The sequence below is a fragment of the Pseudomonas sp. HR1 genome (genome assembly GCF_030175875.1).
In the GTDB taxonomy this organism is placed as follows: Bacteria; Pseudomonadota; Gammaproteobacteria; order Pseudomonadales; family Pseudomonadaceae; genus Chryseomonas; species Chryseomonas oryzihabitans.
The window spans coordinates 38939-59531 of record NZ_JASNRF010000009.1 but is presented as its reverse complement, the minus strand read 5'-3'; the positions used below and the strand labels follow the sequence as shown (position 1 = coordinate 59531).

The 20593-nt window shown below is 66.1% G+C and carries 20 protein-coding genes and 1 other RNA gene; 4 read left to right on the top strand and 17 right to left on the bottom strand.

Annotated elements, in window-relative coordinates; translation table 11 throughout:
* Positions 1 to 42 precede the first annotated feature (42 nt).
* From QKY98_RS22615 to QKY98_RS22600, 4 genes are all read left to right on the top strand, one after another.
* Positions 43 to 600 carry a putative antibiotic biosynthesis monooxygenase gene (locus tag QKY98_RS22615; RefSeq protein WP_284671631.1) on the top strand — a complete coding sequence of 186 codons (558 nt, stop codon included), beginning with the start codon at positions 43 to 45 and terminating at the stop codon, positions 598 to 600.
* A 96-nt stretch (positions 601 to 696) separates the two neighbouring features.
* A complete protein-coding gene (gene folM / locus QKY98_RS22610) occupies positions 697 to 1395 on the top strand; it encodes a dihydromonapterin reductase (RefSeq protein ID WP_058792229.1) in 699 nt (232 codons plus the stop codon).
* Positions 1396 to 1410: 15 nt separating this feature from the next.
* On the top strand, positions 1411 to 1704 hold the full coding sequence (locus tag QKY98_RS22605; RefSeq protein WP_007162047.1) for a DUF1244 domain-containing protein: 294 nt from the start codon (positions 1411 to 1413) through the stop codon (positions 1702 to 1704).
* The gene (locus QKY98_RS22600; protein ID WP_027600275.1) at positions 1701 to 2039 is read left to right on the top strand and encodes a HopJ type III effector protein; all 339 of its coding nucleotides are present in this window, start codon (positions 1701 to 1703) and stop codon (positions 2037 to 2039) included. Before QKY98_RS22605 ends, QKY98_RS22600 begins: the two co-directional genes overlap by 4 nt.
* Before the next feature lie 59 nt (positions 2040 to 2098).
* Here QKY98_RS22600 and lpxC read toward each other — a convergent pair whose 3' ends face one another.
* The 17 genes from lpxC to rsmI form a co-directional block, all read right to left on the bottom strand.
* Positions 2099 to 3013, bottom strand: coding sequence for a UDP-3-O-acyl-N-acetylglucosamine deacetylase (gene lpxC / locus QKY98_RS22595; RefSeq protein ID WP_007162049.1), 915 nt, complete (start codon positions 3011 to 3013; stop codon positions 2099 to 2101).
* Positions 3014 to 3122: 109 nt separating this feature from the next.
* Positions 3123 to 4304, bottom strand: a complete 1182-nt coding sequence (gene ftsZ / locus QKY98_RS22590; protein WP_007162050.1) for a cell division protein FtsZ — start codon at positions 4302 to 4304, stop codon at positions 3123 to 3125.
* A 53-nt stretch (positions 4305 to 4357) separates the two neighbouring features.
* The gene (gene ftsA, locus QKY98_RS22585) at positions 4358 to 5602 is read right to left on the bottom strand and encodes a cell division protein FtsA (RefSeq protein ID WP_007162051.1); all 1245 of its coding nucleotides are present in this window, start codon (positions 5600 to 5602) and stop codon (positions 4358 to 4360) included.
* A gap of 16 nt (positions 5603 to 5618) precedes the next feature.
* The gene (locus QKY98_RS22580) at positions 5619 to 6473 is read right to left on the bottom strand and encodes a cell division protein FtsQ/DivIB (protein ID WP_007162052.1); all 855 of its coding nucleotides are present in this window, start codon (positions 6471 to 6473) and stop codon (positions 5619 to 5621) included.
* Positions 6474 to 6538: 65 nt separating this feature from the next.
* Positions 6539 to 7954 (bottom strand): UDP-N-acetylmuramate--L-alanine ligase, encoded by a 1416-nt coding sequence (gene murC, locus QKY98_RS22575; protein WP_007162053.1) that lies wholly within the window; start codon positions 7952 to 7954, stop codon positions 6539 to 6541.
* A gap of 34 nt (positions 7955 to 7988) precedes the next feature.
* A complete protein-coding gene (gene murG, locus QKY98_RS22570; RefSeq protein ID WP_267400909.1) occupies positions 7989 to 9059 on the bottom strand; it encodes an undecaprenyldiphospho-muramoylpentapeptide beta-N-acetylglucosaminyltransferase in 1071 nt (356 codons plus the stop codon).
* Positions 9049 to 10248, bottom strand: a complete 1200-nt coding sequence (gene ftsW / locus QKY98_RS22565) for a putative lipid II flippase FtsW (protein ID WP_027600273.1) — start codon at positions 10246 to 10248, stop codon at positions 9049 to 9051. Before ftsW ends, murG begins: the two co-directional genes overlap by 11 nt.
* A complete protein-coding gene (gene murD, locus QKY98_RS22560; RefSeq protein ID WP_284671630.1) occupies positions 10248 to 11591 on the bottom strand; it encodes a UDP-N-acetylmuramoyl-L-alanine--D-glutamate ligase in 1344 nt (447 codons plus the stop codon). The genes ftsW and murD overlap by 1 nt, the downstream gene beginning before the upstream one ends.
* A gap of 5 nt (positions 11592 to 11596) precedes the next feature.
* Positions 11597 to 12679 carry a phospho-N-acetylmuramoyl-pentapeptide-transferase gene (gene mraY / locus QKY98_RS22555; protein WP_007162057.1) on the bottom strand — a complete coding sequence of 361 codons (1083 nt, stop codon included), beginning with the start codon at positions 12677 to 12679 and terminating at the stop codon, positions 11597 to 11599.
* Positions 12679 to 14046, bottom strand: coding sequence for a UDP-N-acetylmuramoyl-tripeptide--D-alanyl-D-alanine ligase (locus QKY98_RS22550; RefSeq protein WP_284671629.1), 1368 nt, complete (start codon positions 14044 to 14046; stop codon positions 12679 to 12681). The genes mraY and QKY98_RS22550 overlap by 1 nt, the downstream gene beginning before the upstream one ends.
* A complete protein-coding gene (locus QKY98_RS22545) occupies positions 14039 to 15508 on the bottom strand; it encodes a UDP-N-acetylmuramoyl-L-alanyl-D-glutamate--2,6-diaminopimelate ligase (protein WP_150339418.1) in 1470 nt (489 codons plus the stop codon). Before QKY98_RS22545 ends, QKY98_RS22550 begins: the two co-directional genes overlap by 8 nt.
* Complete coding sequence (locus QKY98_RS22540) at positions 15505 to 17199, bottom strand: peptidoglycan D,D-transpeptidase FtsI family protein (RefSeq protein ID WP_371099671.1); 1695 nt, start codon at positions 17197 to 17199, stop codon at positions 15505 to 15507. Before QKY98_RS22540 ends, QKY98_RS22545 begins: the two co-directional genes overlap by 4 nt.
* Before the next feature lie 59 nt (positions 17200 to 17258).
* Positions 17259 to 17552: a cell division protein FtsL gene (gene ftsL, locus QKY98_RS22535; RefSeq protein ID WP_007162061.1), complete on the bottom strand. Its 294-nt coding sequence runs from the start codon at positions 17550 to 17552 to the stop codon at positions 17259 to 17261.
* Positions 17549 to 18490, bottom strand: a complete 942-nt coding sequence (gene rsmH, locus QKY98_RS22530; protein ID WP_145155642.1) for a 16S rRNA (cytosine(1402)-N(4))-methyltransferase RsmH — start codon at positions 18488 to 18490, stop codon at positions 17549 to 17551. Before rsmH ends, ftsL begins: the two co-directional genes overlap by 4 nt.
* Before the next feature lie 2 nt (positions 18491 to 18492).
* Positions 18493 to 18948 carry a division/cell wall cluster transcriptional repressor MraZ gene (gene mraZ / locus QKY98_RS22525; RefSeq protein WP_007162063.1) on the bottom strand — a complete coding sequence of 152 codons (456 nt, stop codon included), beginning with the start codon at positions 18946 to 18948 and terminating at the stop codon, positions 18493 to 18495.
* A gap of 288 nt (positions 18949 to 19236) precedes the next feature.
* Positions 19237 to 19592, bottom strand: an RNA gene (gene rnpB / locus QKY98_RS22520) — RNase P RNA component class A.
* A gap of 61 nt (positions 19593 to 19653) precedes the next feature.
* Positions 19654 to 20499 carry a 16S rRNA (cytidine(1402)-2'-O)-methyltransferase gene (gene rsmI / locus QKY98_RS22515; RefSeq protein ID WP_115945329.1) on the bottom strand — a complete coding sequence of 282 codons (846 nt, stop codon included), beginning with the start codon at positions 20497 to 20499 and terminating at the stop codon, positions 19654 to 19656.
* Positions 20500 to 20593: the final 94 nt, after the last annotated feature.

Genomic DNA, 20593 nt, shown 5'->3' with positions numbered 1-20593 from the left:
ACGGCATCCGGCCTATCCGGCCCGATCGCCCGGAGTTAGAGCATGAATCAGCCTGTTACCCTCATGGTCGCGCGGCGCGTCGCGGCTGGCCAATACGACGCCTTTCTGGTCTGGCTGCGCGAAGGCGAAGCCCTGGCCACCGGGCATCCCGGCTATCTCGGTTCGGGGGTTCTGACCCCGCCTCCAGGCGACAACCTGGTGCAGATCGTCTTTCGCTTCGCCTGCCCCCAGACCCTCGACGCCTGGGAACACTCTGACACGCGGCGCCTCTGGCTGGAGCGTGGCCAGGGCCTGTTCGAAGCGCCCCTGGCACGGCGCGCCCAAGGCATGGACGACTGGTTCGGCCCCGGCCTGCAGCCGCCACCGCGCTGGAAGCAGAGCATCGCGGTCTGGCTGGCGTTCTTTCCCATTTCGCTGCTGTTCAATGCCGCCTTCGGCGATTACCTGGCCCATCTGCCGTTGCTGCCACGCATCCTGCTGAGCACCCTGATCCTTACCCCGGTGATGGTCTGCGTCTTCATCCCGCTGATCACCCGGGTGCTGAAGGGCTGGCTGCACAACGCCTCGCGGGCCAACGACTGGCGAGGCAGCGCCCGCTAGGCCCGCACGGATCGGCCTGCATCCTGACGCGTCGAATGCGTACAATAGCGGCGGCCAGCCCTCTGGCCGCCTCGTTCATCAGGATCGGGTACCCTCATGTCCGCAACCCTTCCCCTTCTGGTCACCGGCGCCAATCGCCGTGTCGGTCTCGCCTTGACCCGCCGGCTGCTGGCGGAGGGCCAACCCGTCATCGCCGTCTATCGCGACGATCCCGGTCCCTTGCGTGAGCTGGAGATCGAGGCCTATCAGGTCGATCTGGCGGAAGAGGCGCAGCGCGACATCCTGCTGCAGCAGCTGCATGAACGCCATCCGGCGCTACGCGGCATCGTGCACAACGCCTCGGTCTGGGCCGAAGACGGCCTGGATAATCTGCGGCTGCTCTATCGCCTGCACCTGGAAGCGCCCTACCACCTCAACCTGGGCCTGCAGGACCTGCTGCTGGCCGCGCCCCGGGCCGACATCATCCATATCGGCGACGACAGCGCCACCCGCGGCAGCCGCAACCACATCGGTTACGCCGCCACCAAGGCCGCCCTGCACAACCTGACCCTGTCCTTTGCCGAGGCCCTGGCGCCCACCGTCCGGGTCAACACCATCGCGCCGGGCCTGCTGATCTTCAAGGAGGGCGCCGACGAGGCCTATCGCCAGGCGACCCTGGACAAGGCGCTGCTGGATTTCGAACCCGGCGCCGATCCCATCGTCGATACCGTGCTCTATCTGCTGTCGACCCAGTACGCCACCGGCAGCACCTTTACCGTCAACGGCGGGCGCCACCTGCGCCACGGCCGCCGCTAGCAAGAGGAATCAGCCATGACCGAACAAGACCGCCTGGAACTGGAGGCCGCCGCCTTCCGCACCCTGGTCGAGCACCTGCGCAAGCGCACCGACGTGCAGAACATCGACCTGATGAACCTGTCCGGCTTCTGCCGCAACTGCCTGTCCAAGTGGTACAAGGCCGCGGCCGACGACAAGGGCCTGGCGCTGAGCCTGGACGATGCCCGCGAGGCCGTCTACGGCATGCCCTATGCCGACTGGAAAGCCCAGTACCAGACCGAGGCCTCGCCGGCCCAGGCCGCGGCCTTCCAGGAGCAGCAGAACAAATGAGCGATCTCGCCAGCTTCCGCGCCCGCCTGGCCCAGGGCGACCATGCCTTCGCCGACACCCTGGCCTTTGTCGCCGAGCACTACCACTACCAGCCCACAGCCTTTCGCAATGGCGCGGTGGACAATGCGGCGGGCCAGAACGAAGGCTCCTGCAAGACCCTGGGCCTGGCCAAGCTCGAAGGTCTGAGCGATCAGGAAGCCCTGCTGGCCTTTGGCGAGCATTATCGCAGCGTGCTGCAGACCCCCGAGGGCAGCGACCACGCCAACATCCGTGCCCTTATCGCCCACGGCCTGGCCGGGGTGAGCTTCCAGGGCGAGCCCCTGGCGCGTCGCTAGGCCTTTTCAGCGGCCATAAAAAAAGCCCTGCGGATGCAGGGCTTTTTCTTGGACCGGGCTCAGACGGCAGCCGCAGGTCTCATGTAGGAAATCGGTGCCAGACCGGAATCTTCGAAGGTCACCACTTCCCAGGCATCACGATCGGCCAGCAGCGCACGCAGCAGGCGATTGTTCATGGCATGACCGGACTTGTAGCCGCGGAATTCGCCGATGAGGCTCTTGCCGAGCAGGTACAGGTCGCCGATGGCGTCGAGGATCTTGTGCTTGACGAATTCGTCTTCGTAACGAAGACCGTCTTCGTTGATCACACCCTTCTCGTCCACCACGATGGCGTTGTCGACGCTGCCGCCCAGGGCCAGGTTGTGCGAACGCAGGAATTCCAGGTCGCGCATGAAGCCGAAGGTACGGGCACGGCTGACTTCCTTGAGGAAGGAGGTGCTCGAGAAGTCCACCGAGGCCTTCTGGGTACGGTTGTTGACCACCGGGTGATCGAAATCTATTTCGAAGGTCACCTTGAAGCCGTCGAAGGGCACGAAGGTGGCGCGCTTGTCACCGTCGACGACGGTCACTTCACGCTTGATACGGATGAACTGCTTGGCCGCTTCCTGTTCCTGCAGACCGGCGGACTGGATCAGGAACACGAAGGGACCGGCACTGCCGTCCATGATCGGCACTTCGACCGCGGACAGCTCGACGTAGGCATTGTCGATACCCAGACCGGCCATGGCCGACAGCAGGTGTTCAACGGTACCGACCTTGACGCCGGTGTCGCTGAACAGGTTGGTCGACATGGTGGTTTCACCCACGTTCTCGGCCCAGGCCGGGATTTCCACGACCGGATCGAGATCGGTGCGACGGAACACGATCCCCGTGTCGACCGGCGCCGGCTTCAGGGTCAGGTAAACCTTTTCCCCGGAATGCAGGCCAACGCCAGTGGCGCGAATGGTGTTCTTGAGGGTGCGTTGTCTAATCATGCCAGGGCCGCTCGGTCGCAGGGTGCGAATGGTGTTCAACGAAGTCGCGATGATAGCAGAAGCGAAAATCGATGCCCACTAATCACACCCTGGCTTGTGATATACCCGATCAATCAGCCTGACGACGCAGGAAGGCCGGGATGTCTAGGTAATCCAGGTCGTCGTTGGGATTGACCTTGGTCGCCGCTGCCGAGCCGCCATGATTCTGGCTGCCACGACCGGAGCGCATCGAGGTCGGGTACTTGAGGTCGTCGTAGTTGACCGGAGCGGTTTCCTGACGGGCCGCGGCCAGGGTCTGGGCAGTGTTGTCCACCACCTTGACCGGCTTCTCGATGCGCGCACCCAGGCCGGTGGCGACCACGGTGACGTGCAGCTCGTCGCGCATTTCCGGATCGATCACGGCGCCGACCTTGACGGTGGCGTGCTCGGACGCGAAGTCCTCGATGATCTCGCCGACGGCGGCGTATTCACCCAGGGACAGATCCAGGCCGGCGGTGATGTTGACCAGGATGCCGCGGGCGCCGTGCAGGTTGACGTCTTCCAGCAGCGGGTTGCGGATGGCGGCTTCGGTGGCTTCGCGCGCACGGTTCGGACCGCTGGCGTGGCCGGTACCCATCATGGCCATGCCCATCTCGCCCATCACGGTCTTGACGTCAGCGAAGTCGACGTTCATCAGGCCGGGACGCTGCATGATGTCGGAGATACCGCGGACGGCGCCGGCGAGGACGTCGTCAGCCTTGGCGAAGGCGGCCAGCAGGCTGGCGTCCTTGCCCAGAATGGTCAGCAGCTTCTCGTTGGGGATGGTGATCAGCGAGTCGACGCATTCGGACAGGGAGCGAATGCCTTCGTCGGCGACCTGCATGCGCTTGCGGCCTTCGAAGGGGAACGGACGGGTGACCACGGCAACGGTCAGGATACCCATTTCCTTGGCCACTTCAGCGATGATCGGCGCCGCACCGGTACCGGTGCCACCGCCCATGCCGGTGGTGATGAAGACCATGTCGGCGCCTTCGAGGACTTCGGCGATGCGCTCACGATCTTCCATGGCCGCCTGGCGGCCGATTTCCGGGTTGGTGCCGGCACCAAGACCCTTGGTGACGCCCGGGCCGAGTTGCAGCACGGTACGGGATGTGACGTTCTTCAGGGCCTGGGCGTCGGTATTTGCACAGATGAATTCGACGCCTTCAACACCGCTTTTGACCATGTGGTTGACGGCGTTGCCACCGCCACCGCCCACGCCGATGACTTTGATCACGGCGCTTTGTGGAATGTTGTCTACGAGTTCGAACATGGTCCCCTCTCTTCCTTTCGGATCTTCGCCTACTGCCGCGGTTTAATTGTGAATTACAAGTTGCCCTGGACCCAACGCTTCATGCGTTCCAGGACTGTGGATTTGGTTTCGCTGCTATATCCGCCAGAAACAACCGGCAAGGGATCGGTCTGCTTTTGCAGGCCATAGAGCAACAGGCCGACGCCTGTGGAATAGATCGGGTTGCTGATCACGTCAGTCAGACCCTTGACCGTCTGGGGCACCCCCAGGCGTACCGGCATATGGAAAATCTCTTCCGCCAGCTCGACCGCGCCTTCCATCTTCGCGGTACCACCGGTGAGTACGATCCCAGCGGGGATCAGATCCTCGTAACCACTGCGGCGCAGTTCCGCTTGCACCAGTGTGAATAGCTCATCGTAACGGGGCTCGACCACTTCCGCGAGGGCCTGACGCGACAATTCTCGCGGCGGACGGTCACCCACGCTGGGCACCTTGATGGTTTCGCCCGGTCCAGCCAGTTTCGCCAAGGCACAAGCATACCGAATCTTGATTTCTTCGGCATATTGCGTTGGGGTTCTCAAGGCCATGGCAATGTCATTTGTGACTTGGTCGCCAGCAATAGGTATCACCGCCGTATGGCGGATGGCGCCTTCGGTAAAGATGGCTATATCGGTGGTGCCGCCGCCGATGTCGACCAGGCAGACGCCCAGTTCCTTTTCATCGTCGGTCAGCACCGAATAGGCCGAGGCCAGTTGTTCAAGGATGATGTCGTCGACTTCCAGGCCGCAACGACGAACACATTTCTCGATGTTCTGCGCGGCGTTGACGGCGCAGGTCACGACGTGAACCTTGGCTTCCAGGCGGACGCCGGACATGCCCAGGGGTTCGCGCACCCCTTCCTGGTTATCGATCACATAGTCCTGGGCCAGGGTGTGCAGCACGCGCTGGTCGGCGGGGATGGCCACCGCCTGGGCGGCATCGAGCACCCGCTCGATGTCCGCAGGGCTCACTTCACGATCGCGGATCGCCACGATGCCGTGGGAGTTCAGGCTGCGAATGTGATTGCCGGCAATGCCGACGAAGGCCGAATGGATCCGGCAACCGGCCATCAGCTGGGCTTCTTCGATGGCCCGCTGGATGGAGGCGACGGTGGATTCGATGTTGACCACCACGCCCTTCTTGAGCCCGCGCGACGGATGGGTGCCGATCCCGACGATCTCGATCTGACCATCGGAAGACACCTCGCCGACCAGAGCCACGACCTTGGAAGTGCCGATGTCGAGGCCGACGATCATCTTGCCGCTTTGCACGCTTGCCATAGTAAAAAACTTCTCCTCAATGCTTGGCCGGTTCGGTCACGGGGGTGGCAGCGACAGCGGGATCACGCCAGGCCACGGCCAGACCGTTCGGATAACGCAGATCGATCCGCGCGATATTGTCCATCTGTGCCTTGAGCACCTGATCGTACAGGCGCATGAAGCGCCGCATCTTTTCCACCAGCTGGTCGCGGCCGAACACCAGTTCCAGGCCCTGACCGGTGGTGAGGTACCAGCTGCCGCGCTCGTGCATTTCCAGGCGCGACACGGTGTAACCGAGCGGCCGGAGCATCTGGCTGAACATCTGGTACTGCTGCATTACCTGCTGCTGGGCCCGCTTGGGGCCGTACAGCCGCGGTAGATTGTCATAGTTGGCCAGATCCTGCGGGGCAAAAGCCTCACCCTGGTTATTCAGCAGCGCCTCGTCGCCCCAGCGGGCGATGGGCATCTGCTCTTCCAGGCGGATGCTGATCTCGTCCGGCCAGACGCGGCGCACCTCGGCGTGGGCGATCCACGGCATGGTTTCCAGTTCGTGGCGCATGTCGGCCAGGTCGACCTGGAAGAAGGTGGTGCCGACGAAGGGCGCGATGCGCTGCTGCACCGCCCCCTGGCTGATGTAGGACAGGTCGCCCTTGACGCTGACCTTGGCGATCGGCCGGTCGGCATAGGGCAGCAGGCGCTGGGCACCTTCGTAGGTACCGAAGCCCAGCCCCAGCAGCAGGAACGGCCAGAGGATGCGCTTGAGCAGCCCCAGGCTCGGGCGTGGCAGGCGTGTCGACAGCGGCTCTTCGGCGACCAGGCGACTGGCGCCCCGCTGCTCGGCGTTGCGCGACCGGCCGAAGCCGGGCTGGTTGTGACGTAGGGTGGCGACCAAGGTTCAGCCCTCCACGTGCGCGCCGGCAACAGCGGTTGCCGGCAAGGGGTTGTACGGATGAAGGCTCATGCCGAACTCCCGGCGGTCGCGGCAGTGGCGAACAGCGGGTGCTTGAGCAGTTGCGGCGCCAGCGCGCCGATGTCACCCGCGCCCTGGCAGAGCAGGATGTCGCCCGGGCGCAGCAGCGGCTTGACCAGCGGGGCGATGTTGCTGCCGCGCTCCACGTAGATGGGATCGAGCTGGCCGCGCTGGCGGATGCTGTGGCAGAGCTGACGGCTGTCGGCGCCGGGAATGGGCTCTTCGCCGGCCGGATAGACTTCCATCAGCAGCAGGACGTTGGCATCGGCCAGCACCTGGACGAAGTCTTCGTAGAGATCGCGGGTACGGCTGAAACGGTGCGGCTGATAGACCATCACCAGTCGGCGCTCGGGCCAGCCGCCGCGCACGGCCTTGATCACCGCGGCGACCTCGCGCGGATGATGGCCGTAGTCGTCCACCAGCATGACGCTGCCACCGGCGACCGGCAGTTCGCCGTACACCTGGAAGCGCCGCCCTACCCCCTGGAAGCCGGACAGGCCATTGAGGATGGCCTCGTCGCTGACGCCTTCGTCGGTAGCGATGGCGATGGTGGCCAGGGCGTTGAGCACGTTGTGCACGCCCGGCATGTTGACCGAGACCGCCAGGGGCGCGCGGCCCTCGCGCAGCACGGTGAAATGGGTACGCATGCCTTCCTGGCGGATGTCCACGGCGCGCACGTCGGCGTCTTCGGCGGTGCCGTAGGTGACGGTGGGCCGGGCGACCTGGGGAATGATCTCGCGCACCACCGGATCGTCGACGCAGAGCACGGCCAGGCCATAGAACGGCAGGTTGTGCAGGAAGTCGACGAAGGTGCGCTTGAGCCGGTTGAAGTCACCCTCGTAGGTGCTCATGTGGTCGGCGTCGATGTTGGTGACCACGGCGACCATGGGCTGCAGGTGCAGGAAGCTGGCGTCGCTCTCGTCGGCCTCGGCGATCAGGTAGCGGCTGGTGCCGAGCTGGGCATTGGTGCCGGCGGCATTGAGGCGGCCACCGATGACGAAGGTCGGGTCCAGGCCTTCGGCCGCGAACACCGAGGCGATCAGGCTGGTGGTGGTGGTCTTGCCATGGGTACCGGCGACGGCGATGCCGTGGCGATAGCGCATCAGCTCGGAGAGCATCTCGGCGCGGGGCACCACGGGAATGCGCTGCTCGAGGGCGGCGGAGACCTCCGGGTTGGATCTGTTGATGGCGCTGGACACCACCAGCACATCGACCTGATCCAGGTTCTCGGCGCGATGGCCGATGTAGATGCGCGCGCCGAATTGCTGCAGGCGCGCGGTCACCGCGGACTCCTTGAGGTCCGAACCCGAGACTTCGTAACCCAGGTTCAGCAGCACCTCGGCGATGCCGCACATGCCGACGCCGCCGATCCCGACGAAGTGGATGCGTCGAATGCTGCGCATGCGCCGAACTTCGGCCTGAATGGCACTTTGCGACTTAACCACGGGCAACCTCCAGACAGGCGTCGACGACTGCACGGGTGGCATCGGGTTTGGCCAGGGCTCGGCTGCGAGCGGCCATGCCGGCAAGACGTTCGGGATGCATCAGGACCTCGGTAAGCTGCGCGGCGAGATCCGCCGGGCGGGTGGAATGTTGCGGCAGCACCACACCGGCACCGGCGCGCTCCAGGAAGCGCGCATTGCTGGTCTGGTGGTCGTCGATGGCGTGCGGCAGGGGAATCAGCAGCGCCGGCAGACCGGTGGCGGTCAGCTCGGCGACGGTCAGGGCACCGGCCCGGCAGATCACCAGGTCGGCCCAGGCATAGGCGGCGGCCATGTCGGCGATGAAGGGCTGGACATCGGCCTCCACGGCGACGTTGGCATAGCGCTCGGCGGTGACCTCGGCGTGCTGGCGACCGGCCTGGTGGCGGACCAGCGGGCGAAGTCCGGCCGGCAGTTGCGCCAGGGCCTCGGGCAAGAGCTTGTTGAGCGGCTCGGCGCCCAGGCTGCCGCCCAGCACCAGCAGGTTGGCGGCGCGCTCTTCCAGCGGTGCCCGGGTCACCGGGGCGAAGAGTTCGGCGCGTACCGGATTGCCGGTGGACAGGCGCTTTGCGGACGCCGGGAAGGTATCGGCGAAGCCTTCGCAGACGCGCGCGGCCATGGGCACCAGCAGGCGATTGGCGGTGCCGGCGTGGGCGTTCTGTTCGTGGATCACCAGCGGGATGTTGCACAGCTTGGCGGCCAGGCCACCCGGACCGGTGACGAAGCCACCCAGACCCAGCACGCAGACCGGCTTGAGCCGGCGCATGAGGCCGATGGCCTGCATGAGCGCGCCACTGAGCTGCAACGGCGCCTTCACCAGGGAGCGCACACCCTTGCCCCGCAACCCGGTGACCGGAATGTGGTGCAGGGTGATGCCGGCCTTGGGCACCACGTCGTTCTCGATGCCGCGAGGGGTACCCAGCCAGTGCACGGTATAGCCGCGGGCTTCGAATTCACGGGCGCAGGCCAGGGCCGGGAAGACGTGCCCGCCGGTACCGCCGGCCATGATGAGGACGTTAGCGGACATCGGCGAAATCCTCTTCGGTGAATTCCACATCCTCGGTATCCACCAGGGTGCGTCTCTCCCATTCGATGCGCAGCAGCAGGCCCATGCTCACGCAGCAGATCACCAGGGAGCTGCCGCCATAGCTGAGGAACGGCAGGGTCAGGCCCTTGGTCGGCAGCAGGCCGACGTTCACGCCGATGTTGATCAGGAACTGGCCGATCCACAGCATCGACAGGCCATAGGCCACGTAGGCCGAGAAGAACTGCTTGGACTGCTCGGCCCAGTGACCGATGAACAGGCCGCGCACGCAGACGAAGAGGAACAGGCCGACGGTGGCCATGGCGCCGATCAGCCCCAGCTCTTCGGCCAGTACGGCAAAGAGGAAGTCGGTATGGGCTTCGGGCAGATAGAACTGCTTCTGGATGCTGTTGCCCAGTCCGAGGCCGGTCCAGCCGCCGCGACCGAAGGCGATCAGCGCCTGGGTCAGCTGGTAGCCGGAACCGAACTGGTCGGCCCAGGGATCGGTGAAGGTGATCAGACGCTGCATCCGGTAGGACTGGGTCTGCACCAGCACGAACACCGCCAGCACCGCCAGGGCGACCATCAGCAGGAAGCGGAACAGACCGACGCCGCCGAGGAACAGCATGGCGCCGGCAGCGCCCATCATCACCACGGTGGCGCCGAAGTCGGGTTCGCGCAGCAGCAGCATGGCCATCGGCAGGAGCACGATGAAGGGCTTGAAGAAGCCGGCCCAGGTGTGGCGCACCTCATGCTGGCGACGGACCAGGTAGCCGGCCAGATAGAGCACCACGAAGACCTTGGCGATCTCCGAGGGCTGCACGTTGAAGATGCCGAAGCCGATCCAGCGCAGAGAGCCGTTCACCTCGCGACCGATGCCGGGCACCAGCACCGCTACCAGCAGCAGGAAGGCGATGATCAGCAGCGGAAAGCCGAAGCGCTGCCAGGTGGCCATGGGGATCAGCATCACCACGCCGCAGGAGACGAAGCCGATTGCCAGATAGATCAGGTGGCGGTACATGAAGTACAGCGGATTGCCGGACTGGGCGGCGGCCACCTCGGAAGACGCCGAGGTCACCATCACCAGACCGAGGCCGAGCAGCAACAGGCAGCCGGCCAGCAGCGGGAAGTCCAGGTCGATGCCATGGCGGCTCGCCAGCGGCGAGGGATAGGGACGCAGCAGGCTGAGGATCATGCCAATGCCTCCACGGCCTGGGCGAACAGCCGTCCGCGTTCTTCGAAATTGCGGAACATGTCGAGACTGGCGCAAGCCGGAGACAGCAGCACGGCGTCGCCCGGCTGGGCCAGCCGACGGCTCTCGGCCACGGCCTCTTCCAGGGTGGCGACGCGCAGCTGCTGCACGGTGGCCGGCAGGATCTCGGCGATCCGCGCGGCATCACGCCCCAGCAGCACCACGGCGCGGCAGTGACGGGCGACGGGTTCGCGCAGGGCGCTGAAATCGGCACCCTTGCCGTCGCCGCCGGCGATCAGCACCAGTTGGCCGGCGATGTCGTCGCCCAGGCCTTCCACGGCGGCCAGCGCCGCACCGACATTGGTCGCCTTGGAATCGTTGTAGTAGTTGACGCCCGCGACCTCGCCCACCCACTGGCAGCGGTGCTCCAGCCCCGGGAAGGCGCGCAGGGCCTCCAGCATGGGCGCCATGGGCAGACCGGCGGCCTGGCCGAGTGCCAGCGCAGCCAGGGCATTGCTGTGGTTGTGGGTACCGCGGATCTTGAGTTCCTCGACATCCAGCAGGTTGTCGAAGGCCAGCGCCAGATAGCGGCGGCCCTCCTCCTCGCGAATGCCAAAGGCACGGAAATCCGGACGTCCCAGGCCAAAGGTCAGGCAGAGCACGCCCTCGCCGATCAGCGGCCGCGACAACGCATCGTCGCGATTGACCACCACCTGGCGGGCGCCGCGGAAGATACGGTGCTTGGCCTGGTGATAGGCCGGCATGCCGGTGTAGCGATCCATGTGGTCTTCGCTGAGGTTGAGCACCGTGGCGACCTCGGCGTTGAGCCGCTCGCAGGTTTCCAGCTGGAAGCTCGACAGCTCCAGCACATAGAGCTCGACGTCATCGGCCAGCAGATCCAGCGCCGGAGTGCCCAGGTTGCCCCCCACGGCCACGCGCTTGCCGGCGCGCCGCGCCATGTCGCCCACCAGGGTGGTGACGGTGCTCTTGGCGTTGGAACCGGTGATGGCGACGATGGGTGCCTGGGCATGGCGCGCGAACAGGTCGATGTCGCCGGACAGCCGCACGCCGCGGGCGGCGGCCTCCTGCAGCGCCGGTGTTTCCAGGGCCAGGCCGGGACTCACGTAGAGTTCGGCGGCGCGGGCCAGGAAGTCGGCATCCAGCTCGCCGCAGCGCACCTCGACCTGGGGATACTGGGTTCTCAGGGTCGCGAGTTCCGGCGGCTGTTCCCGCGTGTCGGCCACGGCAAAGGGCACGCCCCGGCGCGCGAGAAAGCGCACCAGCGACATGCCACTCTTGCCGAGGCCGACGACGATACGGAACTGGTCGGAAGCGATGAGCACTGCGATTACCTCAACTTCAGGGTGGCGAGACCGAACAGCACCAGGATCACGGTGATGATCCAGAAGCGCACGATGACCCGCGGTTCGGGCCAGCCCTTCAATTCGAAATGGTGGTGGATCGGCGCCATGCGGAAGACGCGCTTGCCGGTCAGCTTGAAGGAGGCGACCTGGATGACCACCGAGAGGGTCTCCATGACGAAGACGCCACCCATGATGAACAGCACCACTTCCTGACGGACGATCACGGCGATGGTGCCCAGGGCGGCGCCCAGCGCCAGGGCGCCGACATCACCCATGAAGACCATGGCTGGATAGGTATTGAACCAGAGGAAACCCAGGCCCGCGCCGATCAGGGCGCCGCAGAAGACGATCAGCTCGCCGGAACCCTCCACATAGGGAATCAGCAGGTAGTCGGCGAATTTCACATTGCCCGACAGGTAGCAGAAGATGCCCAGGGCGCCACCGACCATCACGGTGGGCATGATCGCCAGGCCGTCGAGGCCGTCGGTGAGGTTGACCGCGTTGCTGGAGCCGACGATGACGAAGTAGGTCAGCACAACGAAGAAAATCCCCAGCGGGATTTCGATGTTCTTCAGCAGCGGCAGGATCAGCGTGGTTTCGATGGGCGCCTTGGCCGTGACATAGAGGAAGATCGCCGCCCCCAGGCCGAATACCGATTGCCAGAAGTACTTCCAGCGACTGGGCAGGCCCCGGGAGTTCTTCTCGATCACCTTGCGATAGTCGTCGACCCAGCCGATGGCGCCGAACAGGAAGGTCACCGCCAGCACGGTCCAGACGTAACGATTGTGCAGATCGGCCCACAGCAGGGTGCTGATGCCGATGGTGGTCAGGATCAGGGCGCCGCCCATGGTGGGGGTGCCGGACTTGGACAGGTGCGACTGGGGGCCATCGTTGCGCACGGCCTGGCCGATCTGGCGGATCTGCAGGGTGCGGATCATCCAGGGGCCGAGCCACAACGACAGCAACAGGGCGGTCAGGACGCCCAGAATGCCGCGCAGGCTGAGGTATTGGAAGACGGCGAAGCCCTTGTAGAACTGTTGCAGGAACTCCGCCAACAGCAGCAGCATCAGTGTTTCTCCTCGGTATTAATGGCGCAGAGCGCGGCGACGACCTTGTCCATCGCGGCGCTGCGGGATCCCTTGATCAGCAGGGTGGTTCCGGCCCGGTCCTCGTCCGCCAGGGCCTCGATCAGCTGTTCGCGATCGGTGAAATGCCGCGCCTCGGCGCCGTAGGCGCGGGCCGCATGGGCCATGGCGGGACCGACGCTGTAGAAGGCGTCCACCTTGCCGCGGGCATGCTCGCCCACGTCGCGATGGCCCTCTTCGGTCCACTCGCCCAGCTCGGCGATGTCGCCCAGTACCACCACCCGACGGCCCGGCAGGGCCGCCAGCAGGTCGATCCCGGCTTTCACCGACGCAGGGTTGGCGTTGTAGCTGTCGTCGATGACCTGGGCACCGCGCTGGCTGGTGCGGGTCAGGGTGCGGCCCTGGACCGGTGCCGCGGTGGCGAGGCCACGGGCGACGGTGGCCAGCTCCAGGCCCAGGCTGAGGGCGGCGGCGGCCGCGGCCAGGGCGTTGCCGACGTTGTGGGCACCCAGCAGTTGCAGGGTGACCGGCGCCTCGCCCTGGGCGGTGTGCAAGAGGAAGCTCGGGCGGCCCTGGGCGTCCAGGGTGACCGCGCTGGCGCGGACGTCGGCGCGGGCATCCAGGCCGAAGGCGACGACCTTGCGACCGGCCGCGCGGCGCTGCCAGGTCTCGAAGGCCACGTCGTCGCGATTGAGCACCACGGTGCCACCCTCGCCCACGCCTTCGATGATCTCGCCCTTGGCCTCGACGATACGATCGACGCCGCCGAATTCGCCCACATGGGCCTGGCCGGCGTTGGTAATGATAACGACATCCGGGCGTGTCAGGCTCACGGTGTAGGCAATGTCACCGACATGGGAAGCACCCAGCTCGATGACACCATAGGCATGCTCGGCGGCCAGTTGCAGCAGGGTCAGGGGCGCGCCCAGGTCGTTGTTCAGATTGCCCTGGGTAGCCAGAGTGGCGCCCTGCTGACGCAGGATGGCGGCGAGCAGCTCCTTGACCGTGGTCTTGCCACTGGAGCCGGTCACGGCGGCGAGCCGGCCCTGGAACAGGTCACGATTGAAGGCGCCCAGGCGACCCAGCGCCAGGCGGGTATCGGCCACCACCAGCTGGGGCAGGTGCACCTCGGGGACGGCACGCTCGACCAGGGCCGCTGCGGCGCCCCGGGCGGCCACGTCGGCCAGATAGGCATGACCATCGAAGCGCGGCCCGGTCAGGGCGACGAAGAGCTGTCCGGCCACGGCCTTGCGGCTGTCGGTGCCGACGCCGTCGAACAGGGCATCGGCGCCCAGCAGGTTGCCGGTCAGGGCCTCGGCCACTTCGGTGAGGGTGAAGGATCTAAGCATGCTGTCGCTCCCAGGCGGTCAGGGCCCGCTCGGCCTGGTCGAGATCGGAAAAGGGATGGCGGACACCGGCGATCTCCTGGTAGGGCTCATGGCCCTTGCCAGCCAGCACCACGATGTCCTGGGCGGTCGCCGCGGCCACGGCCTGGGCAATGGCCACCTCGCGCCGGCCGGCGAAGCTCACCTGCTCGGGCTGCGCGAAGCCGGCGCGGATGTCGGCGACGATGGCGGCCGGATCCTCGGTACGGGGGTTGTCGTCGGTCACCACCACCTGATCGGCCAGGCGCTCGGCCACTGCGGCCATTTCTGGCCGCTTGCCGCGATCGCGATCGCCGCCACAGCCGAATACGCAGACCAGACGCCCCTCGGCACCCACATGGGGCCGGAGGGCGGTGAGCACCTTGTCCAAGGCATCGGGGGTATGGGCGTAGTCCACCACCACCAGCGGCCGCCCGGCGCCGCCCAGGCGCTGCATGCGTCCGGCCGGGCCCTGCAGCTGCGGGAGGATGGCGAGGATGTCGGCCAGTGCATGACCGATACCCAGCAGGGCCCCGATCGCGGCCAGCAGATTGCTCAGATTGAAGCGCCCGATCAGCTGGCTGCGCAGCTCGCCGGTGCCCTGGGCGGTGACCAGCTGGGCGCGCACGCCGTGGTCGTCGAACTGGACGGCCTGGCAATGGAGGCTGGCGGCCGGATCGCTCAGGCTGTAGGTCAGGGTTGCGGCCGGGCTGGGGCGAGCCGCCAGCTCGCGGCCAAAGGCGTCATCCAGATTGAGGACGCGGGTGCCGAGCCCGGGCCAGGCGAACAGCTGGGCCTTGGCTTCGCCATAGGCGGCCATGGTCCCGTGATAATCGAGGTGGTCGCGGGAGAGATTGGTGAAGACCGCGACCTTGAAGGCCAGCGCCGCCACCCGGCCCTGGGCCAGGCCATGGGAAGAGACTTCCATGGCCACGGTGGCGGCGCCACCCTCGGCCAGTTCGGCCAGGGTCGCCTGCAGCTTGAGGGCATCCGGCGTGGTATGGCGGCCTTCGGCCAGGGCGCCATAGAAGCCGCTACCCAGGGTGCCGACGATGCCGCAACGCTGACCGAGCAGGTCGCAGGCCTGGGCGATCAGCTGGCTGACACTGGTCTTGCCATTGGTACCGGTGACGCCGACTAGCGCCAGGCGCCGGCTGGGCTCGTTGTGAAAACGCCCGGCGATGGCGGAAAGCTGGTCGGCCAGACCCTCGACGGCAATCAGGGGAATGTCCAGGGTCGGCAGCGCGGGGGCGTCCTTCGCTTCGTAGGCGATGGCCGCGGCTCCGCGCTCGGCGGCAGCGGCGATATGGGCGCGGCCGTCGCTGTGCAGACCGGGAATGGCGAGGAACAGGAAACCCGGCTGAACTTCGCGGCTGTCCAGCGCCAGACCGCCGATATCGACGGCGGCGGTGGCTTCAGGCAGGAGGTCGGTCAGCAGACGGCTCATCGATCACGCTCCCCGACCAGCAGCGGTTTGGCGGCAGCCTGGGCCTGGGCCTGCTGCACGGGCAGCGGCTGCAGGTTGTCCGGCTGGATGTTCATCAGGCGCAGGGCACCGGACATCACGCGGCTGAACACCGGCGCCGAGACCACGCCGCCGTAGTAGCCGCCCTTGCTGGGACGATCGATCACCACCACCGCGGCCAGGCGCGGATTGCTGGTGGGGCCGAAGCCGGCGAACAGCGAGCGATAGGAATTCTCGGCATAGCCACGGGTACCGGTGCTGGTCTTGCGCGCGGTACCACTCTTGCCGGCAACGTGGTAGCCCGGCACCTGGGCGCGGAAGGCGCCGCCGGGGGCTTCCACGACCTGTTGCAACATGCCCTGCAGAGTCTTGGCAACGCGTTCTTCCACTGCCTGATCGCTGGGCGGGGCCTTGTCCAGGCGCACCATGGACAGCGGCACCGAGCGACCGTCGTTGGCCAGCACCGAATAGGCGTGGGCCAGTTGCACGGCGGTCACCGCCAGGCCGTAGCCATAGGACAGGGTCGCGGTCTCGGCCGGGCGCCAGTTGCGATGGTTGGGCAGATTGCCGACGCGCTCGCCGGGAAAGCCCAGACCGGTGTCCTGGCCGAGGCCGACGGCGCGCATGGCGTTGTAGATGTTCTCGCCACCGACGTCGAAGGCGATCTTGCTCATGCCGACGTTGCTGGACTTGATGAGGATGCCGGTCAGGTCCAGGGCGCCGTCGCTGTGGGAGACGTCCTTGATGGTGTAGCGACCGATCTGCAGCGAACCGGGATAGACGTTGACCTTGTCGGTGGGCTTCCAGCGGCCGCTGGCGAGCGCGGCGGTCATGGAGATCGGCTTCATCACCGAACCGGGCTCCATCACGTCGATCATCGCCCGGTTGCGCATGGCGGCCGGTTCCAGACTGCGGCGATTGTTGGGGTTGTAGGTGGGCATGTTGACCATCGCCAGGACCTCGCCGGTCTTGACGTCGACGATGGTCAGGCTGCCGGCCTCGGCTTCGAACTGGGTCAGGGCGTTGCGCAGTTCGCGCGCCGCGAGATACTGCAGGCGCAGGTCGATGGACAGCGCCAGGGTATTGCCCGGCTTGGCGTTCTTGGCGACCTGGACATCGCGGATCAACCGACCGCGGCGATCCTTGACCACTTGGCGACGACCCGGCACGCCGGACAGCCACTCGTTGAACGCCAGTTCGATGCCCTCGCGCCCGTGGTCGTCGATGTCGGTGAAGCCGACCACATGGGCCGCCACTTCACCCGCCGGATAGAAACGCCGAAATTCCTCGATGTCGTAGACACCGGGAATCTTGTGCGCCTTGACCTGGGTCATCACCGCATCGCCCTGCTCGGGCGTGAGGCCGCGGGCCAGGTAGAGGAATTCCTTGCTGGCGTTCTGCTCGATGCGCTTGGCCAGTTCCGCCCGTGGCTGGCCGACGGCATCGGCCAGGGTCGCCCAGCGATCCTCGGCACCCAGCAGTTCCTTGGGATTGATCCACAGGGTGGTGACCGGCGTACTCACGGCCAGGGGTTCGCCGTTGCGGTCGGTGATCAGGCCGCGGTGCGCGGGAATGGGGATGGTGCGCACGCTGCGCGCATCGCCCTGCCCCTTCAGAAAGGCCCGGTCGATCACGTGCAGATCGACGATGCGCCAGATGATGGTGCCGACCATGACCAGCAACAGCCCGATGATGAGGCTGAAGCGCCATGGCAGGCGCGCGATCAGGCCTTTCACGGATTGACCATCCGAATTTCGGCCGGATCGGGGATGCGCATCTGCAGCTGGCCGCTGGCCAGGGCCTCGACGCGACTGTGGGCGGTCCAGGTGCTCTGTTCCAGCAGCAGCCGGCCGTATTCGGCCTGGGCCTTGTCGCGGATGGCCATCTCGCCATAGAGGGTGTTGAGCAGCTGGCGATTCCAGTGGGCGCTATAGGCCACGGCCACCGCCGACAGCAGCACACCGGCGAACAGCACCAGCATGACGCTGCTGCCCAGGGGCAGTTTCTTGACGAAGAGCCGGCTCATTTCAGCTTCTCGGCAACGCGCATCACGGCGCTGCGCGCGCGGGGATTGGCAGCCAGTTCGGCGTCGCTGGCATAAACCGGCTTGCCCAACAGGCGCAGCGAGGGCTCGAAGACCGTGGCGCGGATCGGCAGGTCGCGCGGCAGCTGGTCGGCCTCGCCCTTGGCCAGGCGGCGCATGAACTGTTTGACGATGCGATCTTCCAGCGAGTGGAAGCTGATCACCACCAGCCGGCCACCCACGGCCAGCTGTTCGTAAGCGGCCTGCAGGCCCTGCTCTAGATCGCTCAGCTCGCGGTTGATGTAGATGCGCAGACCCTGGAAGGCGCGCGTCGCGGGATGCTTGCCCTTTTCCCAGGCCGGATTGGCCTCGGTGAGCACCTTGGCCAGGTCGCCGGTGCGCTCGAAGGGCTGGACCTCACGGCGCTGCACCACGGCACGCGCCATGCGCTTGGCGAAACGCTCTTCGCCGAATTCCTTGAATACCTGGGCGATGTCGGCCTCGGGCGCGGTGGCGATCCAGGCGGCGGCGCTCTGCCCCCGACTCGGATCCATGCGCATGTCCAGGGGGCCGTCCTGCATGAAGCTGAAACCGCGCTCGGGATCGTCGAGCTGGGGCGAGGACACGCCCAGATCCAGCAGCACGCCATCGACCTGACCGGACCAGCCCCGGCCGGCGAGTTCATCGCCCAGCTCGGCGAAGCTGCGCTGGACGATCTCGAATCGCGGGTCTTCCGTGGCCAGGGCCTGGCCGGCGGCGATCGCCTGGGGATCCTTGTCGAAACCCAGCAGCCGCCCTTCTCCACCCAGCAGGCGCAGCACGGCCCGGCTGTGTCCGCCGCGGCCGAAGGTGCCGTCCAGATAACGGCCGGCAGGCTGGATCGCCAATGCCTGTACGGCCTCGTCCAGGAGAACGGAGACGTGGTGGAAGACTGGGTTCATGGTCACAGGATCAAATCGCGCATTTCATCCGGCATACCGCCGGGTTCCTTAATCGCCAGGAGATCCGCGTCGCACACGGCACTCCAGGCATCCTCATCCCATAACTGGAACTTGTTGAGCTGCCCGACCAGCATCACGCGCCGGTCCAGCTTGGCGTATTCACGCAGGCGCGGCGGAACCAGGAAGCGGCCACTGCCGTCGAGCTCCAGATCCACCGCATTGCCGATCAGCAAGCGCTGCAAGCGGCGAGTCTCCTCGCGTAGCGAGGGCAACTGCCGCAGCTTGCTTTCGATGATTTCCCATTCCGGGAGTGGATAGACGCAAAGGCAGGGGTCGACGGCATCGATCGTCACGATGAGCTGGCCGGCACAACGCTCCAGCAGCTCGTCACGATACCGGCTCGGCATCGCGGCGCGCCCCTTGGCGTCGAGACTGATGGCGTTCGCTCCCCGGAACAATTTCGCGTCCTCTAATAGGCTGTCCTTGCCATTAAATCCCACTTCGCCCCACTTCGTACCACCGGCCGCCACTATATTGAGGAGGGCCGCTTTCAGTCAAGGTAAGCGAGGGGGTTCCCAGGCCGCGTGGGACGGGGATTTCGAGCAAATTGCACGAGTTCACGACCAGGACGAACGACATCGATTTCCGACAAACGGAAATGAAGTCAATTGATTGGCTCAATTGATTAAAGTGATGTCTCAAGAAGAGGTCACAAGCCCGGGCGCAGGGGCCCAGGAGGGAGGGGGTGCGAGAGCCGACCTGTAAGCCGGGTTCTGTCGAGGACAGTCATTCCTCTGGGACAACCATCGCTGATTGCCTCTAGCGACCTACCCGAATCCAGCGCGGGCCACGCCTATGGATTCCTATTTGGTCTTGCTCCAGGTGGGGTTTACCTAGCCACGAACTGTTGCCAGCCGTGCGGTGCGCTCTTACCGCACCTTTTCACCCTTACCGGCGCTTGCGCGCTTAGGCGGTTATTTTCTGTGGCACTTTCCGTAGGCTCACGCCTCCCAGGCGTTACCTGGCACCTCGCCCTATGGAGCCCGGACTTTCCTCCCTCGCAACCCTTGCGGATCACGACAGCGACTGCCCGGTCGGCTCTCGCGGCGCAAGGGTATAGAGACTGGGGGCGGATAACAAGGAAAGATGCCCACTAATTCGCCCTACTCGCCCTTGCGCTCCAGCGCCAGCTGATAGAGCAGATTCTTGCGCGCGCCGGTGATCTGGGCGGCCAGGGCGGCGGCGCGCTTGATCGGCAGCTCGGCCAGCAGCAGATCGAGGATGCGCAGGGTCTCGGCATCGACCTCGGCGTCCTCGGGCGCCGCCCAACCGGCCACCAGCAGCACGCACTCGCCGCGCTGCTGATCCAGATCCGCGCGGATCCAGGCCAGCAGCTCGCCGGCGGGCAGGCCGCGCAGGGTCTCGAAGGTCTTGGTCAATTCGCGACCCAGCACGATGTGCCGTTCAGGCCCGAAGGTGCTCACCATGTCGGCCACGCAATCCTCAAGCCGATGAGGCGCCTCGTAGAAGATCAGGGTGCGCGGGTCTTCGCGCAGGGCCGCCAGTCGCCCCTGCCGGCCCACCGCCTTGGCGGGCAGGAAGCCTTCGAAGCTGAAGCGATCCGAGGGCAGCCCGGCTGCCGACAGCGCCGCGATCAGCGCGCAGGCGCCCGGTATCGGCGAGACCTTGATGGCCTGGGCGCGCGCTGCCCGCACCAGATGGAAACCCGGATCGGAAATCAGCGGCGTGCCCGCATCGGAGATCAGGGCGACATCGTCCCCCGCCAGCAGCCGGGTGATGAAGCGGCCACCGGCATCGCGCTCGTTGTGGTCGTGGCAGGCCGCGAGGGGCGTCTCGATGCCGAAATGGCGCAGCAGGCGCGCCGAATGACGGGTGTCTTCGGCGGCGATCAGGGCCACGTCGCGCAGCACCTTGAGCGCGCGGGCGGTGATGTCGTCCAGGTTGCCGATGGGCGTGGCAACCACATAAAGAGTACCCGGCGAAATCATGATGAAACCTGACGGACTGGAAATAGCCCAACAGTGTACGCCGCTCTCGCCCTCGGCGTTCGCAGCGCTTGGGTGCTGTGAGACAATCGCCCCC